Here is a 15,408-nt window from a genome sequence, read left to right as displayed (position 1 = left end):
ACAAATCTGTAAATAATTCAATCTGAGAAATGTGTAAAGATTTGTTACCGTTTTGATTATATCACTAAAAAGCTTTTGGAATTTAGATTTTCCTGGGCAATCGAGATCAAGGTGCATGATTGGGTTCCTCAGCCTTTTTTACCCGCCAGGTTCTGAAGATTAATGGCAACTTGGTTGAGTATGATCTTATGTTTAAACTTTGGCTTCGGCAAAAACTCCAATATTTCTGAACTTCTGATATCGCATTTCTCGACGCTGCTGGGGTGTTAAAGGAAGGAGTTCAGCTAAGGATTTTAGGAGCGCATTTTTGAGCAGTTCTGCCGCTTTTAAAGGGTTGCTATGGGCTCCCCCATCCGGTTCAGATACGACTTCATCAATAATACCTAATTGTTTGAGATCTTGGGAGGTAATTTTCAGGGCTTGGGCGGCTTGGGGCGCTTGACCCGCATCTTTCCACAAAATCGCAGCACAGGCTTCAGGAGTAGCGACGGTATAGACAGAATGTTCTAACATCAGCAATTTTTCCCCAACTCCAATTCCTAACGCCCCACCCGAACCCCCTTCACCAATAACTGTACAAATAATCGGAACGTCTAAATCAAACATCTGTCGGAGGTTATAGGCAATGGCTTCGCCTTGGCCAAGTTTTTCAGCATCTACCCCCGCCCAAGCCCCCGGAGTATCAATAAAGGTCAGAATCGGCATTCCAAAACGGTTGGCGTGTTCCATTAATCGCATGGCTTTGCGATAGCCGCCGGGGGCTGCCATACCAAAATTTCGGGCAACATTATCTTTGGTATCCCGTCCTTTTTGATGGCCTAGAATCATCACAGGTTGTCCCCCTAAACGGGCAACTCCTCCCACTAAGGCCGGATCATCGTAGCCTCGGCGATCGCCATGGAGTTCCATCCATTCATCGGTCATCGCCTGAATATAATCTAAGGTACTGGGTCGTCGGGGATGGCGGGCGAGTTGTAGCCGTTGTAGGGGAGATAAACTACTGAAAATTTCTTGTCGCAGTTGGCTGGCGCGGGTTTCGAGTTGTCGAATTTCTTCGGACACATCCACACCATTTTCACTCGCCAATTGACGAATTTGGTCAATACGGCTTTCTAGTTCGACTAGAGGCTTTTCAAAGTCAAGGAGAATTGGTTTTCGATTAGTATTAGCCACACTCAAATTTACTGTTACAGTTACAGGGGTGAATATAAATGACTATTTTATCGTGGAACAGGCATCTTGCCTGTGTTCTGTATCCTGTGTCCTGTGTTCTGTGTTGCGGAACAGGAAATTCAGCAATAACAGGCAGTAACAGGCAATAATAGGTAATAACAGGTAATAACAGGCAAGATGCCTGTTCCACGGGAGTCAGAAGTCAAATTTTATTATTTATGAATGACTTTTTCAAAAATAATGATGAATTAAAAATAAATCAGAGAAATTTGCCTCATTGGGAATTATATGGTTCAATTTATTTTGTTACTTTCAAAACGCTGGAAAGGCTAGAACTCTCTCCAGAAGCTAGGAGAATCGTTTTAAATTGTTGCTTATTTTTTGATAAAAGTCATCTTAACAATAATCCGAGATATCATACATTTGCTTTAGTTATCATGCCAGATCATGTTCATTGGTTATTGCAACCTTTACCTAAGATAAACACAGAAATAGAGGAGAAACAGCAAACTCAAGTTGAATATTGGTCATTAACTAGCATTTTACATAGTATTAAAAGTTATAGTGCCAAACAAATTCCTCAAGTCATGAAGCATATTGGTATTATTTGGCAAGATGAAAGATATGATCGGATTGTGAGAAATTATAATGAGTTTATGAATACATGGGAATATATTAGACAAAATCCCATTAAAGCTGAATTATCTGATACTCCAGAAAATTATCCTTTTTTATGGGAAGAATTTTAACTAAAATCATCAATCATTTAATCCCTTCTAAAATATAAACCGTGGAACGGGCATCTTGCCCGTTGAATAAAGTAACAGGAATAAAGTAACAGGAATAAAGTAACAGGAATAAAGTAACAGGAATAAAGTAACAGGAATAAAGTAACAGGAATAAAGTAACAGGCAAGATGCCTGTTCCACGGGAGAAATTAAGTAGTTAATAATTGTTGATAAAAAGCTAATAATTCTTGAGCGAGTGCTGTATTGGTGTAGTGGGTCATTGCCCGTTGATAGCCTCGTTGTCCTAACTGTTTTGCGAATTCTGGCTGTGTGATTAACTGGCTGAGAACATCTCGTAAAGCTTGTTCATTGCCTTCAGGAAAGATTAATCCTGTATCGGCAATAACGTGGGGAATTTCGCCGGAGTCGGAACCAATTACGGGAACTTGACAAGCCATTGCTTCAATTAAAACATGACCAAATTGTTCTTTCCATCCCACAGCCGTTAGGGTTTTAAATTTGTAGGTTGTTTCTGAGGGTAAAACTAGGGTATCCATTAAATTAATATAGCGTTGTACCTGATCATGAGGGACACTTTCAATTAAAATTAATCGGTCTTTAAATCCTAAGTTTTCAGCCATTTCTAAAAGTTGCGATCGCAATTCCCCCCGACCTAATAAAACCCATTTCCAAGAATAATCTTTTAACCCAGCTAAGGCTTTTGCTAAAGTCATCAATCCTTTTTCTTCCACAAACCGCCCCACAAACCCGACAACAAATTCATCCAGGTTAATGCCTAATTCGGCTTTTAATTGGGGTTGGGGTTCAGGTTTAAACAGGTTTTCATCAACGCCTAATTGGGGCATGACTTCAATTTTTCGGGTATATCCTTTTTGTTTTAAAATATCTTTTCCGTCTTGATTTCCAACAACAATACCATCGGTATATTTTAGGTTATAGGCTTCTAAAACAGAAACGGGAAATTTTAATTCATAAGGCAAATTCCACCACGTAAAAAAGACATTTTTTGCTTTTAACCCTAAAAGATTGTTTAAGGTAATTAATTGAGTATAGGTTAAGGCTTTAGACCCTTGTTCAACTTGAATAATATCCGGCTTAAAGGTTTTTAAAAGGGAAACTAAATCTAAGCCAAAGGTGAGTAAACCTTGGTTATTTTCGCTGAAATTAGAGAGGGGAACAACCTTAAAATTGCCTTCATCCAAATATTGACACTCAATAATTTTATTTTGAACCCCTCCGGGTCGCCAACGTTTGGGAACAATGAGGGTTACTTCGATATTCGGTTGTAAACGAGCTAAGGCTCTGAATTTTTCTCGGTTTAAGTCAACAATATAGGTATGACTTGCAACTAAAATTTTCATTAATTTCCTCCTGATTAACGGTTCTCTGGGTCGGGTGAATAATTCTGATCAAACCGTTGCTGTGATTGAGCAACAGTAGGTGAGACTATAGATGGTCTTGTTGTGTGTAAATTTGTCCTTGATCCCAAAGGGATGTAATCCAGGTTCCTAACGCTTTAAGTAAGCCTAATTTATAGAAGAAGAAACGGCTGATAATTTTGAGAGGAGAACCACTTTTATTACAAGGGGGATGTCCTAAAACATGACAATCGAATAATTTAGCAAAAAAGCGAAAACATTGACTCGGAGTTAAATTTTTTAACCCCATTAAGAAATGATTATGATAAAAGGTAATCTGATATTGTACAGAACGGGTACTCATATCATGACACCCTCCCGCTTCTTCCCCTAAATGAATTAAATAAGCGTCTGGGTCATACCAAATCACATAACCTGTTTGTCTTAATCTTAAACAAAAATCCGATTCTTCTCGCACCGCACTGCCTTTAAATCGTTCATCAAAGGTTAACCCAAATTGATCAAAAATTTCTCGCCGGAAGGACATATTACATCCTCTAGCAGAAATCACTGGTTGAGGTTTAATGGTATGAACTAAATCAATATGATACCAAGCAATCCCAGGATCATAAGCTTCGGGAGGTAAAGTTTCAATGGTTAATTCTCCACCCGAATCACTTAATTTCATGCGATCAAAAACTCGTCCTGCAACGGCTCCAATCTTTTCGGGTGCAGAAGTTTCTCCAGGGATATAATTACGAGCATGAGCCATTAAGAACCCTTCAGGAAGTTGAATATCATCATCAATAAATAAAAGAATATCACCTTGAGAACGCCGTACCGCATAATTTCTAGCACCGGGTAAACTCGCCCACTCTAAACGATACCATTTGATTTTTTCAGCTTGGGCTAATTGTTCTAAGTAAGCTTGGGTTTCAGGTTCATGGGTTGGGGTTTGATCCACCACTAAAACTTCAAAATTCGGATAATTTTGTTTTAAGACTTCTGCTAAGGTTTCTCGTAATACTTGTTCTCGGTTATAGGTTGGAATAATAACAGAAATTAAGGGTAAATTCATGAGTTTTTTCTCCTTAAATTGTTGAACCGTTGATTGGATAGTTTTTGTAAAAAATTACTTTCAATACACCAACTGAATGATTCAGATCATTATTTAGGAATCTGGATCAAGTTCACCTGCTTCGATCAGTTTTTTCCGTTCTTCCCGATCAATTTCGGGTAATTTAAAGAGTACACCCGCAAAATACCAATAATAAACCGTGACTGGATCAACATCCAGGGGGTAATAATAGGTATTGTAGCTAATGATTAACACAAAAACCCAAAAAGAAGCTCCAAAACTCCGTAAATTTTTATCTTTCACAGAACGATAGGATTTAAACCCAACAATGGTCATGGTTGTTACTAAATAGAGAAAACCCGCGACTCCAATTGGCCCTATTTCAAAAATCAGTTTAGGATAGTAGGTTTCAATCAACTGAGTTTTTCCAAAAATACGAGCTGCATTGGTTGCTCGTCCAAGTCCTTTTCCTAAAATCCCTTTTTGTCCGCCGCTACTGTTTCCAAACTGTTCTGAGATGAAATCGGTGGGGGGTGAAGCATTCCAACGACTGACAAAACTATCAATTCGTTCTTGCAAAAATGCGGGGCTGGCTGCTGCTGCAATTCCTAATACTAAACCCAGTCCGGCGAGAATGGGAAGAAATCGTTTTAAGTTAGCAACTTGTCCGGTTAAAACTAATAGAATAATGGTGACAACGGGAACTAATGCTAAGGCAATTCGTTGACCGGAAATCACAGCATTTACAAATACCAGTGCCATTCCGACTAAACCCGTTGTTCGCCAGAGGGGAGATGGATCACTAAAGGCACTGGCAAAGGTAAAAAAAGCATTAGCAATTAAGAACCAAGCCCATTGCCAAGGTGCCACAAAGGTTCCGGGTAAACGAATCATATTTTGGGAGGGACTAAACACTAAAGATCCGCCTACGAAACATTTAGCATCAAGAGTGGCTTTGAATAAATCATCCCCGGTGAGGTCATCGGTTCCTTTGCAACGGCCACTAGCCAGCATTTGATATTGGATGACTCCTAAAACACAACAAATAATGGCTAAAACTAAGGTTAAACGAGTTAGGAATAAGAGTTCTTTTTTACCTTTAACTTGATAGTAAGAACAGGTAATTAAGGGCAGGTATCCAATAAAGGATTTTAACCCCATTAATCCTAATAAAATGGGTTTATCTCCCCCTTCTGGTTTCAGTTGTTGTAACCCATTCACTAATAACAATGTTAACCCACAGATAGCAAGAAGTACCATCAAAGGTTGCTTTAAGGCTTTAGGAACAATCATGGGCATTCCTTTGCGTTTCCATTCCTTATATTTGGCAAATAAGGCTGGAAAATAAAACCCATCTTTAGCGAGTTGAAAAATAGGGCTGCCACCGCCGATCCAGTAGGTGATTGTGCCGCTAAAGGGGAGGTAAATTAAAAATCCCCATAAGGCCATATCTGGGTAAAGATAGGATAAGCCTACAACTAAAATTCCGCCGCCGCCTGCGATCGCTAATTTGGGGCCAGCAACCCCAAATAAAATCGCTCCCACAACAACAGCAGCAGCAATAATTCCTGATGATGAAGATATAACTTTTTGAATCGCTTTTGCTCGTTGCTTTTGGCGAAGTTTAATTTCTTGTTTACTTAATGTAGGTTTTTTGGCTTTAGCTTTTTTTTTAACCTTCTTTCGCTTTTTTTTGGCTTTTGTAACCATTGGAGTTAGGAGTCAGAAGTTATTTATTAGGGATTAAAAAAATAAATGCTGTAAATTTAGCCTTCATTATAGATCAAGTTTCAAGGGGCTGTGGAAAAACAACAAACGAAATCGCTGGCGGATGGTGCGATAATCGAACTCTTCCTGACCAGCGATGAAGTCTGTATTTGAAAAATGTTAAACGGCTAAATATTGCTGAACGACTGAGACTAATTGTTCTGCCCAATAATTGGCTAAATCACCGTTGGAAGCTTCAACCATGACTCGAATTAACGGTTCTGTTCCCGACGCGCGAACTAAAATTCTGCCTTGATTTCCCATCGCAGCTTCTGCGGTTTCAATGGCTTTGATTACAGGTTCACACTCTTGCCAATGACGGCGTTGATACACATCTTCAACTCGGATATTTTTTAACAGTTGGGGATAGGTTTGGAAACTTTGATTGACTAATTCTGCTAAAGATTGACCGGAACGTTTGACTAATGTAGCTAAATGTAACGCCGTCAGTAACCCATCCCCACTAATTCCATAATGGTGACAGAGAATATGTCCTGACTGTTCACCCCCTAACATCGCCCCAGTGCGTTTCATTTCGGCGTGAACGTGCTGGTCGCCGACGGGAGTGCGAATCAATTGGCCCCCGAACTGTTGCCAAGCTCGTTCAAAACCGAGGTTCGCCATCACCGTTGAAATAATTAAATTGTCGGGAAGTTGTCCGGCTTGGCTGAGGGTTTGGCCCCAAAAATACAGAATATAATCTCCATCCACGGCCCGTCCTTGACCGTCAACGGCTAAAACTCGGTCTGCATCGCCATCAAAGGCAAATCCAAGATCAGCATGATGGTCTAAAACCGCTTGTTGTAGCTGTTGTAAATGGGTAGACCCACAATTAACGTTAATTTGATGGCCATTGGGTTGATCATGAAGGCAAATCACCTCCGCCCCCATTTCTCTAAATACTTGGGCTGCTAAGGGAACTGCGGCCCCCCAAGCTAAATCTAAAACCACCCGCATCCGGTGTAAATTCGTCACCGGGAGTAACGGCCCATGTAGAGATTGGGCATAATTTTGAATCAGTTCGGGGCGATAATAGTGTTGGCCACAGTCGCTATAAACAATCGGAAAATCGGCAGTTCCTCTAATTCCCGCCTCTATTTGCTGTTGTAGGGCGGTGGATAGTTTTGTACCATCTTTTCCAAAAAATTTAATTCCGTTGTCTTCTGGGGGGTTGTGGCTGGCGGAAATCATCACTCCACCCAGGGCTTCAGACTGGGAAGTTAAATAAGCGACTCCGGGTGTGGGACAAACCCCAATGTGCCAGACTTCCAACCCCGCCGCAATTAATCCGGCAGAAAGGGCCATTGCTAACATATTGCCAGAGGTGCGGGTATCTTGGCCTAAAATGACCGGGCCGGGATGGTGGGCCTGCTGTCGTAAAACTTGACCCGCCCAGAAGCCCACTTGTAACGCCAGAGGCGCACTTAGGAGTCCTCCAACCCGTCCCCGGATACCATCGGTTCCAAATAAGGGGGTGGTGGGGAGTTCCCCAACTTGATTAGTAAAGCCAAAATGGGAGATAGTTCGAGGTTGGGCGATGTTGGCTTCTTTTTGCAGCGAACTAAAGTTTTGAGTCCGAGCGGGTGTTGCGACCATAAAATTCACTCCTCTTAATTTATATTTACACACTCTTTGTGGAGCATAGCACGTCAGGAACGGAGGTCAACTCTCTGAGGCTAGGATATGTGCAATTACGAGGCTTAAAATTGACTGATTTTATATTACCTGTTGAGGTGCTATTTTTTTCAAAAAGTTTAAGTAAATTTTGGGAAATTGATGACTTGACAGGATAGCCCCAAAACCAGATACTAAAAAAACTTACTTTAAATCGGGTTATACAAAATCCCTAAATGTAGGCTACAAATTCCCCCCCCAGTAGAGACGTTCCATGGAACGTCTCTACTGGGGTTAGGGTGGATCATTTGTAGCATCTATAAGGGGATTTCATATTATCTAAATTTTAATACGGTAATGAAGACAAAATCTTTTCCAAAAATCTCTCCTAATTCTATTGTTTTAATTGTAATTATTGCCGGGACAGGATTCACTGCTTATTCTAACATTTTTAATAGTTTTTTTCTATCGGATGATTTTGTTTTAATTGCCTTATTGTCTAAATTAGGGCCGTTAGGATTATGGATGAATCAACAACATGGTCAATCGTTATTTTTTAGACCTTTATTGGGAGTGATTAGTTTTTTAGATTATCAAATTTGGGGATTAAATGCGTTTGGCTACCATCTAACTAATTTTGGCTTTCATTTAGGAAATTCTTTTTTAGTGGGAAGAATTACTTATTTATTAAGTTTGAATTTAAGATTAGAATTAAAATTAAAACGGTTTATTCCTTATTTTGCCGGATTTATCTTTCTATTATTACCTTCCCATTCTGAAGCCGTTTCTTGGATTTCAGCCCGAACTGATGTGATCGCCACATTTTTTGCTTTATTGTCCTTTTCAACTTATTTAACCTTTAAACAATTTTATCAACCTATACAATTATGGATCTCTTTAGCTGCCTTTTTAGCCGCGTTATTGTGTAAAGAATCAATTGTCAGTTTTCCAGGGTTAATTTTAGCCTATGAACTCTACCAATATTTACAAGAAAAACCTCGAACTTTGAATAAACTCTTGACAATCGTTTCCTTTTATGGAATAGTTTTAGGGTTTTATTTTGTTTGTCGATATCTAAAGTTAGGAACCTTCATCGGGGGATATGGAAAAGGTATTCATCTTCAGTTTAATCCGATTCAAATTTTATACAATTTAATCATTTATCCAACTCGCAGCTTTTTATCGCCTCAATTCAATTCTAATTTAACAATCTGGATTACACAATTATTGGGAGTAATTCTGATCTCATTATTGGCTTTTATTTTAAGTTATCATAAACATCAACTAACCTCTCAAATTCCTCAAACCCTACTCTTATTAATAGCGGGATTTTGGATTTGTGTTTTACCTGCAATTAATGTTTCTGTATCCCCTTTTGATACCCAAGGAGAACGTTATTTATATTGGGCTTCTAGTTTCACTTCTATTTATATCGCCTTAGTCATCACAATTTTAGTCAGTAATTTTCAACTGACTTTAATTCTCTCCTCGATTATATTAGTCAGTTTAGGATTATCCCTGCATTCTATTAACCAAAACTGGAAATTCGCCGGAGAACTCTCTCAAAGTCTATTATCTAGTTTACAAAAAATCCCCATAGAATCCCCTATAATTACCAGTCTTCCCGATAATTATAGAGGAGCTTATGTATACAGAACCGGATTAATTCAAGGTCTTTATCTTTTTGATCCTGAAAATCGCTTTAACGTTCAATTTGAGCAAAAACCAACCGATAAACCCTTTGAAAAAGTTAGATTCTATACCGATAACATTTTATTGGTTATGATGAATACTCTACTAAAACCCACTGACAAAATTCTTGTTAATTCTCCCCAACCCAATCAATATCAATTTCAATTATCCAACCCCCAAACCACATTTTTTCTCACGCCCAAAAATACAGTCGTCACTCAAGATTATCACATTAACAATGTACAACCCCAATCCTACACCCTAAATTTAAACAATCCTAGCCGTTTTCAGGATTTATTATTGTATTCATCGGGTCAGTTTGTTAAACTATCGAATTAATCTTGTATGATAGAGACAATTTATCCAACGATAAGATTAGGTGTGATGGAACCCATTTATATTTTAGGTGCTGGCCCAGCCGGACTAGCAGCGGCTTATACTTTAACGAAACAAGGTCAATCTGTTGTTGTCGTTGAACGCGATAGTCAAGTGGGAGGGTTAGCTAAAAGTATAGAATATCAAGGCTTTATCTTAGATTACGGCCCCCATCGATTTTATACAAAAATTGCTCCGGTTTTGCAACTTTGGGATGAAGTTTTAGGAACTGAACAAGTTACCGTTAATCGTTTAACTCGGATTTATTATGGGGGAAAATATTTTAGTTATCCCTTAAAAGCCAAACAAGTTTTATCTGCGTTAGGATTAGTTGAAACTTTCAGAATTATTATCTCCTATTTAGCCGTGCGGTTATTTCCTAAATCCCAAACTAATAACTTTGCAGAATGGGTTGAAAATAAATTTGGAAAACGATTAGCAGAGATATTTTTTGAAGGTTACACCGAGAAATTATGGGGAATTCCTTGTACAGAAATTAGTGCAGATTGGGCTGCACAACGCATTAAAGGATTATCGTTATCAAAAGCAATAAAAAATGCTATTTTAGGCAATGATGGCAAAGTTAAAAATCTCATAGACCAGTTTCAATTTCCCCGTTTGGGTTCGGGTCAACTTTATGAAAAAATAGCTGACTATTTACAACAACATCAACAACCCATTTTCTTAAATACAGAAGTTATTCAAGTTCATCATCAAAATTCTCAAGTTACCCATATTACTCTCAGAAACCGCATCACAAAAGCGGAAAACACCGTTGCTTGTGGGGGTGTGATTTCTTCTATTCCTCTAACACATTTCGTTCAACAATTGCAATCTTCTCCCCCTCAACCCGTTATCGATGCAGCCAAATCTCTAAAATTTAGAAATACAATTTTAGTCTATTTAATGGTAGAAGGTGGAAATCTTTTCCCTGATAATTGGTTATATATTAATGACCCTAGAGTTCAAGTTGGACGAGTGACCAATTTTGCTAACTGGTCGCCAGAAATGTTAGCAAATACTCAACAAACCCCCCTTTGTTGTGAATATTGGTGTAATTTTGGGGATGATTTATGGCAATGTCCCGAAGATGAACTGCGAATATTAGCTGAAAAAGAATTACGGAAAATTGGATTATTAAAAAATCAAGCAATTTCTGATGGGTTTATTGTGCGTTTACCTCGAACTTATCCTATCTATGCGGGGAATTATCAAACCGCTTTATCAGAAATTCAAGGCTATTTACAAACCTTCCAAAACTTACAATTAGTGGGACGCTATGGCGCATTTAAGTATAATAATCAAGATCATAGTTTATTAATGGGAATTTTTGCGGCGGACAACGTTTTAACTCCGGGTAAACATAACCTCTGGAATGTCAATAGTGATAGCGAATATGTGGAAGAAGCTCACGCAGAAGCCTCCACAACCGCCGCTACGAATACTCGCCTATCCCGCCGTCGCCAAACCTTAAAAACCTTACGAGAATTTGGCGGCTATTTATTCACAGGCGGCGCGGCTACCGTTGTTGATGTTCTCGTTTTTTCGATTCTCATTCAGTCGGGATTATGGTATGTTTTTGCATTAGGAATTAGTTATTTTCTGGGATTAAGTACCAACTTTTGGTTAAGTCGTCGCTTTGTATTTGGAGTGTATTGGAAAAACTGGTTTGTTCAATATGGCGTGTTTGCGACCGTTGCTTTAAATAGTTTATTAGCTAATTTAGGGCTATTACAACTATTAATCAATGAATTAGGTTGGCATCCAACCCTGTCTCGTTTAGCGAGTGCTGCTTGTGTGGCTATGATTAGTTTTACCGGACATAAATTGTATTCCTTCTCATCCCAAAATCAATCACCTAATCCAGTTTCCAAACTGCAATCTTAACGATAGCAATCCGTGTTTAATTTGTAAAAAAATGTAGGGTTCGTGTCCCTCCTAACCCAAATCCCTAGAGGGTTGGGAGGGACGCCACCCCTACGATATTCCCTCCTTAAAAATGTCTGAACAAAAACAACAATCTAAAGTGAAATTAATCGCTATTATTACGATAACTTTAGCGACTTGGTTAATTCTAGTTCCTTGGGTCAATTCCATTAAAATCCCTTTTGGGAATAATCAAACTGGGGTAATTTCTTTAGCCAGTATTGACAATATTAGTCCTTATACAGACTATCTCAAATATATTATTTTACTCCTGACTCCTGCCTTAATTGTGACTCTGGTTTTAAATCTGAATCAAAAACCCCTAAGAGCAATTTTAAAGGTTCTTAACCATCATTATACTTGGATAGGAATCAGTTCGATTTTACTCCTGACTTGGTTAATTAATACCCCATTAAACCAGTTTAGAATTAATTCAACCTTAATAGATTCGTTTCATGAAGGAGAATTTTTAGGCTTTTTACCCAACTTTATACAACTCAAACAACCCTTTATCAATACTATTTTAATTCATGGGTATGGTGTTGATGTTCTTCCCAGTTGGTTAGCTACAAATCTCGCTACTCAAGATAATGGAATCGCCTTAACTCGGTTATTTGTCAACTTAGAAAACGTGATCACCTGTTTAGGCTATTTTTGGATATTGTGGGAATTAATTAATTTAGCTAACATTCATAAAAACAGATTAAAAATATTTTTAGTCTCCTGTATTCTATTTTGTGTTTTCGATGGAATTTTTTATAAATTTGATGGACGCAGAGGAACCAGCTTTATTATTCAATTAGCATTAACATTACGGTTTTTTAGAATAGCTGAAACACGAACAAACCAAGCACAATGGTTATCGGTTTTAATTGGAGCATCAATTCCCAGTAGTTTTTTCTATATTTATGACCGAGCAATATATTTTATAGCGGTTTATTTATGTGCTTCTATTTTATCATTATTTTTACCTAAAAAAACAACTATTTTATGGCTCAGAGGTTCACTCATTGGAATTATTATTGTTTCTATCCTTAGTTTAATTCTCTTAGGTTTTGATCAAATTAATGCCATTATCTCTCAAGTCTTATATTGGGGAAAATACGGACGCTATATTTCCTTTATTCCTCTTCCTCCCTTAGAACTCACTTGGACTTCACAGAATTTTTGGTTATCGATGTTTGTTCAAAGTGGGATTTTAGTTTATCTCCTCTTAGACTTCAAAAATTATGAGTTTAAACTTCGTTCTTTTATCCAAAACAATTATCTGATTATTTTACTCCTAACTGCTGCATCCGTTTACATGAGAATTACCCTCGATAGAAGCGATATAGGACACGCCTATCATGGTGCCTTAATGACGGCTTTTTTAGGATTTTATCTAATTTGTCTAGGGTATAAACATAAAATAGAACCGCAGTTATCCCAATATAATATAACTCCCATTCAACAGATATTAATGCTTCTGATTTTGACTATAATTATCTTAACAGAACCCAGTTTTAATATTGTTAAGGGTATGGAAAAATTAACTCAACTTCCTGACGCTTTATCAACTTCGGATCAAAAACTGTTAAAACCAGATTATTTAGAAGCGTGGAAAACTCTCAAACCGGAAATTGATCAACAATCTTGCTTTTATACCTTAACATCTGAAGGATTATGGTATTATTTATTTAATAAACCATCCTGTTCTAAATATGGTTATGTTCTCTATGCTAAACCGACTGTTGCACAACAGCAAGTGATTCAAGAACTCAATGAAACAAAACCCAATATTTTATTATTAACCAATGAATTATGGTATCAAAATCCTTGGGATTTAGTTTTAAAATCCGAATCAGCTTCGTTAATTTATCAGGACGTTTTAACTACTTATCGACCCTATAAAACAGTTCAATCTCATTGGTTTTGGAAACGCAGTAATCAACCGTTAAAATTCACTCAAACTCAAGCATTAAATGGTAATATAGAATCTATTCCGACCCAACCCATTCATCAACGAGATGATTTATCTCTGAGTGGATGGTCAATTCTTCCTAAACAATCAAAACCTGCGGATGCAGTTTATTTAAGTTTAGGGGAAAATAATCAATTAATTGCTGTCGGTCAAGTCAATATTGCTAGACCCGATGTAGTTCAAGTTTTATCTAATCCCAAATATGAAAAATCAGGCTGGATGATTCGAGTTCCTACAGCAATTTTACCCCCAGGAAACCATCAGATGAAAGTCTGGAGTTATGACGCTAAAAATAACCAACTCACTCAAATTGGAAAACGCTTTAATTTAGAGATTATCCTCTAACCTCCGTTTTTGTGCTTGCTTCCCACTCTTTCAAATAATATGAAACCTTATATAATTGCTAAAGATGAACCCCTCTAACCCCCTGTAGAGACGTTGCATGCAACGTCTCTACAGGGGGGAATTTGTAGCAAACCTTTAGGGATTTCAAATAATTTTTATTAAAATTTGGGATTACTTTAATGGAGAAAGCCCTGAAGGGCTTACTACGGTTTTTGATATTTATGTTAATATATTTGTTAGGTGATTTAATCCAAAACTCAAAATTGAGAATCTAACCTTGCTAGTTGTTATCAATTAATTTTAAAGACAAGGAGATAAAAATGCAGATTGCAATCAAGCCAGATCAAGAAAAATTTATTCTTGAAAAATTACAACAAGGTAAATATAAAAGTGTGGATGATTTATTAACTGTAGCCTTTCAACTTTTAGATCAACATGATCAAAGAGAAAAGCAACTGATTGAACTCAGGCAAAAAATTGCTGAGGGAACACAGCAAATTCGTGAAGGAAAAGTCGTTGATGGTGAATTAGTTTTTCAACAATTACAAGAAAAGTTAAATTCTATGGAAGAACGTTAAAGATGGGTAGTTACTTTTTCTCATAACTGGCAGTTAAAGACATCAATATTTTTCAACGTAGTAAGCCCTGAAGGGCTTAATCCCCAGTAATTGATAACCTCCTCATTAACCGCTTATTATTCATCAATATTATTTTTAGATTCATCACCCTTTAGATTCGAGGGAAAATGAAGTTGAAGGTTAATATCAATTGAAATAGTATTTTCTTGTAAAAAATCAACATTAACTATTTTAACCAAAGCTTCTTGAGGTAATGAATTATTGAATAAGTTTTCTCCTGAAGATAACTTTTTATAACCTGCATCATTTAACCAGTTACAAATATTACGCCAATTTCCAACTTCAGAGGGAACATCTAAAAGATTTTTTAAATAAGGATATAACGTTTTACAGAGGTAAACTTCCACGCTTTTAGGACTTTGAAATAGTTTTTTAGCAATTTCCGCCGGACTATAACCACACAATAGTCCCCTCAGATAAAGCTTTTCTGTTTCAGTTAACCCCTGTCGAGAACGAGGGGACAATAGCCGTTTTACTGCTTCTAGGTCTTGATACAGTTTTTGTAAATCCCAAAAGTTACTAGCCTCAGTAAACATCTTATCTTTAGTATTCATGGTTAATCTGGATGATTTGACTAACGTAAGCATAGCGTAAAATCCTAACTTTTATTAGTTGTGTCATAGTTTAGACTGGTATATTCTAAAACTAACCCGCTAAAATATTAATGATCAAGAAAACCCTAAAACTAAAAGCCAATTCCCTATGAATAGGCAGTTTTTAGGATGGAAAAGAT

General features: G+C 37.5%; 11 protein-coding genes. 5 read left to right on the top strand and 6 right to left on the bottom strand.

Going from position 1 to position 15,408, the window contains the following annotated elements; genetic code table 11:
• Positions 1–192 precede the first annotated feature (192 nt).
• Positions 193–1,173, bottom strand: a complete 981-nt coding sequence (locus tag H6G57_RS02830; RefSeq protein WP_190515821.1) for an acetyl-CoA carboxylase carboxyltransferase subunit alpha — start codon at positions 1,171–1,173, stop codon at positions 193–195.
• A 218-nt stretch (positions 1,174–1,391) separates the two neighbouring features.
• Between H6G57_RS02830 and H6G57_RS02825 the strand changes: the two genes are divergently transcribed.
• Complete coding sequence (locus H6G57_RS02825) at positions 1,392–1,922, top strand: transposase (RefSeq protein WP_190515819.1); 531 nt, start codon at positions 1,392–1,394, stop codon at positions 1,920–1,922.
• A gap of 188 nt (positions 1,923–2,110) precedes the next feature.
• Here the strand turns inward: H6G57_RS02825 and hpsO are convergent, their stop codons facing one another.
• The 4 genes from hpsO to glmM all read right to left on the bottom strand — a co-directional run bounded on the left by hpsO (position 2,111) and on the right by glmM (position 7,721).
• Positions 2,111–3,283 (bottom strand): hormogonium polysaccharide biosynthesis glycosyltransferase HpsO, encoded by a 1,173-nt coding sequence (gene hpsO, locus H6G57_RS02820; protein WP_190515818.1) that lies wholly within the window; start codon positions 3,281–3,283, stop codon positions 2,111–2,113.
• A gap of 85 nt (positions 3,284–3,368) precedes the next feature.
• Positions 3,369–4,358, bottom strand: coding sequence for a hormogonium polysaccharide biosynthesis glycosyltransferase HpsN (gene hpsN / locus H6G57_RS02815; RefSeq protein ID WP_190515816.1), 990 nt, complete (start codon positions 4,356–4,358; stop codon positions 3,369–3,371).
• A 93-nt stretch (positions 4,359–4,451) separates the two neighbouring features.
• The gene (gene hpsL, locus H6G57_RS02810) at positions 4,452–6,068 is read right to left on the bottom strand and encodes a hormogonium polysaccharide biosynthesis protein HpsL (protein WP_190515815.1); all 1,617 of its coding nucleotides are present in this window, start codon (positions 6,066–6,068) and stop codon (positions 4,452–4,454) included.
• A gap of 177 nt (positions 6,069–6,245) precedes the next feature.
• Complete coding sequence (gene glmM / locus H6G57_RS02805) at positions 6,246–7,721, bottom strand: phosphoglucosamine mutase (protein ID WP_190515814.1); 1,476 nt, start codon at positions 7,719–7,721, stop codon at positions 6,246–6,248.
• 375 nt (positions 7,722–8,096) lie between these two features.
• Here glmM and H6G57_RS02800 point away from each other — a divergent pair, with 375 nt between their 5' ends.
• From H6G57_RS02800 to H6G57_RS02785, 4 genes are all read left to right on the top strand, one after another.
• Positions 8,097–9,770: a hypothetical protein gene (locus tag H6G57_RS02800; RefSeq protein WP_190515812.1), complete on the top strand. Its 1,674-nt coding sequence runs from the start codon at positions 8,097–8,099 to the stop codon at positions 9,768–9,770.
• A 6-nt stretch (positions 9,771–9,776) separates the two neighbouring features.
• Positions 9,777–11,693, top strand: coding sequence for a GtrA family protein (locus H6G57_RS02795; protein WP_242048850.1), 1,917 nt, complete (start codon positions 9,777–9,779; stop codon positions 11,691–11,693).
• A 112-nt stretch (positions 11,694–11,805) separates the two neighbouring features.
• Entirely contained in the window at positions 11,806–14,037 is a 2,232-nt protein-coding gene (locus tag H6G57_RS02790; RefSeq protein WP_190515809.1) for a hypothetical protein, read from the top strand.
• Between the two features lie 320 nt (positions 14,038–14,357).
• Positions 14,358–14,615 carry a type II toxin-antitoxin system ParD family antitoxin gene (locus H6G57_RS02785; protein WP_072717490.1) on the top strand — a complete coding sequence of 86 codons (258 nt, stop codon included), beginning with the start codon at positions 14,358–14,360 and terminating at the stop codon, positions 14,613–14,615.
• A 116-nt stretch (positions 14,616–14,731) separates the two neighbouring features.
• Here H6G57_RS02785 and H6G57_RS02780 read toward each other — a convergent pair whose 3' ends face one another.
• Complete coding sequence (locus tag H6G57_RS02780) at positions 14,732–15,229, bottom strand: LuxR C-terminal-related transcriptional regulator (RefSeq protein ID WP_190515807.1); 498 nt, start codon at positions 15,227–15,229, stop codon at positions 14,732–14,734.
• Positions 15,230–15,408 lie beyond the last annotated feature (179 nt).

The organism is Planktothrix sp. FACHB-1365 (assembly GCF_014697575.1).
Classification (GTDB): domain Bacteria; phylum Cyanobacteriota; class Cyanobacteriia; order Cyanobacteriales; family Microcoleaceae; genus Planktothrix.
Note: the sequence above shows the minus strand (reverse complement) of the source record. Positions and strands in the feature narration are given on the sequence as shown.

What these genes read in the sequence shown, in the direction of transcription:
- H6G57_RS02800 (WP_190515812.1), top strand. Translation starts at nt 8,097, where the DNA reads ATGAAGACAAAATCTTTTCCAAAAATCTCTCCTAATTCTATTGTTTTA.
- H6G57_RS02825 (WP_190515819.1), top strand. Translation starts at nt 1,392, where the DNA reads ATGAATGACTTTTTCAAAAATAATGATGAATTAAAAATAAATCAGAGA.
- H6G57_RS02785 (WP_072717490.1), top strand. Translation starts at nt 14,358, where the DNA reads ATGCAGATTGCAATCAAGCCAGATCAAGAAAAATTTATTCTTGAAAAA.
- hpsN (WP_190515816.1), bottom strand. Translation starts at nt 4,358, where the DNA reads ATGAATTTACCCTTAATTTCTGTTATTATTCCAACCTATAACCGAGAA.
- H6G57_RS02780 (WP_190515807.1), bottom strand. Translation starts at nt 15,229, where the DNA reads ATGAATACTAAAGATAAGATGTTTACTGAGGCTAGTAACTTTTGGGAT.
- glmM (WP_190515814.1), bottom strand. Translation starts at nt 7,721, where the DNA reads ATGGTCGCAACACCCGCTCGGACTCAAAACTTTAGTTCGCTGCAAAAA.
- H6G57_RS02790 (WP_190515809.1), top strand. Translation starts at nt 11,806, where the DNA reads ATGTCTGAACAAAAACAACAATCTAAAGTGAAATTAATCGCTATTATT.
- hpsL (WP_190515815.1), bottom strand. Translation starts at nt 6,068, where the DNA reads ATGGTTACAAAAGCCAAAAAAAAGCGAAAGAAGGTTAAAAAAAAAGCT.
- H6G57_RS02795 (WP_242048850.1), top strand. Translation starts at nt 9,777, where the DNA reads ATGATAGAGACAATTTATCCAACGATAAGATTAGGTGTGATGGAACCC.
- hpsO (WP_190515818.1), bottom strand. Translation starts at nt 3,283, where the DNA reads ATGAAAATTTTAGTTGCAAGTCATACCTATATTGTTGACTTAAACCGA.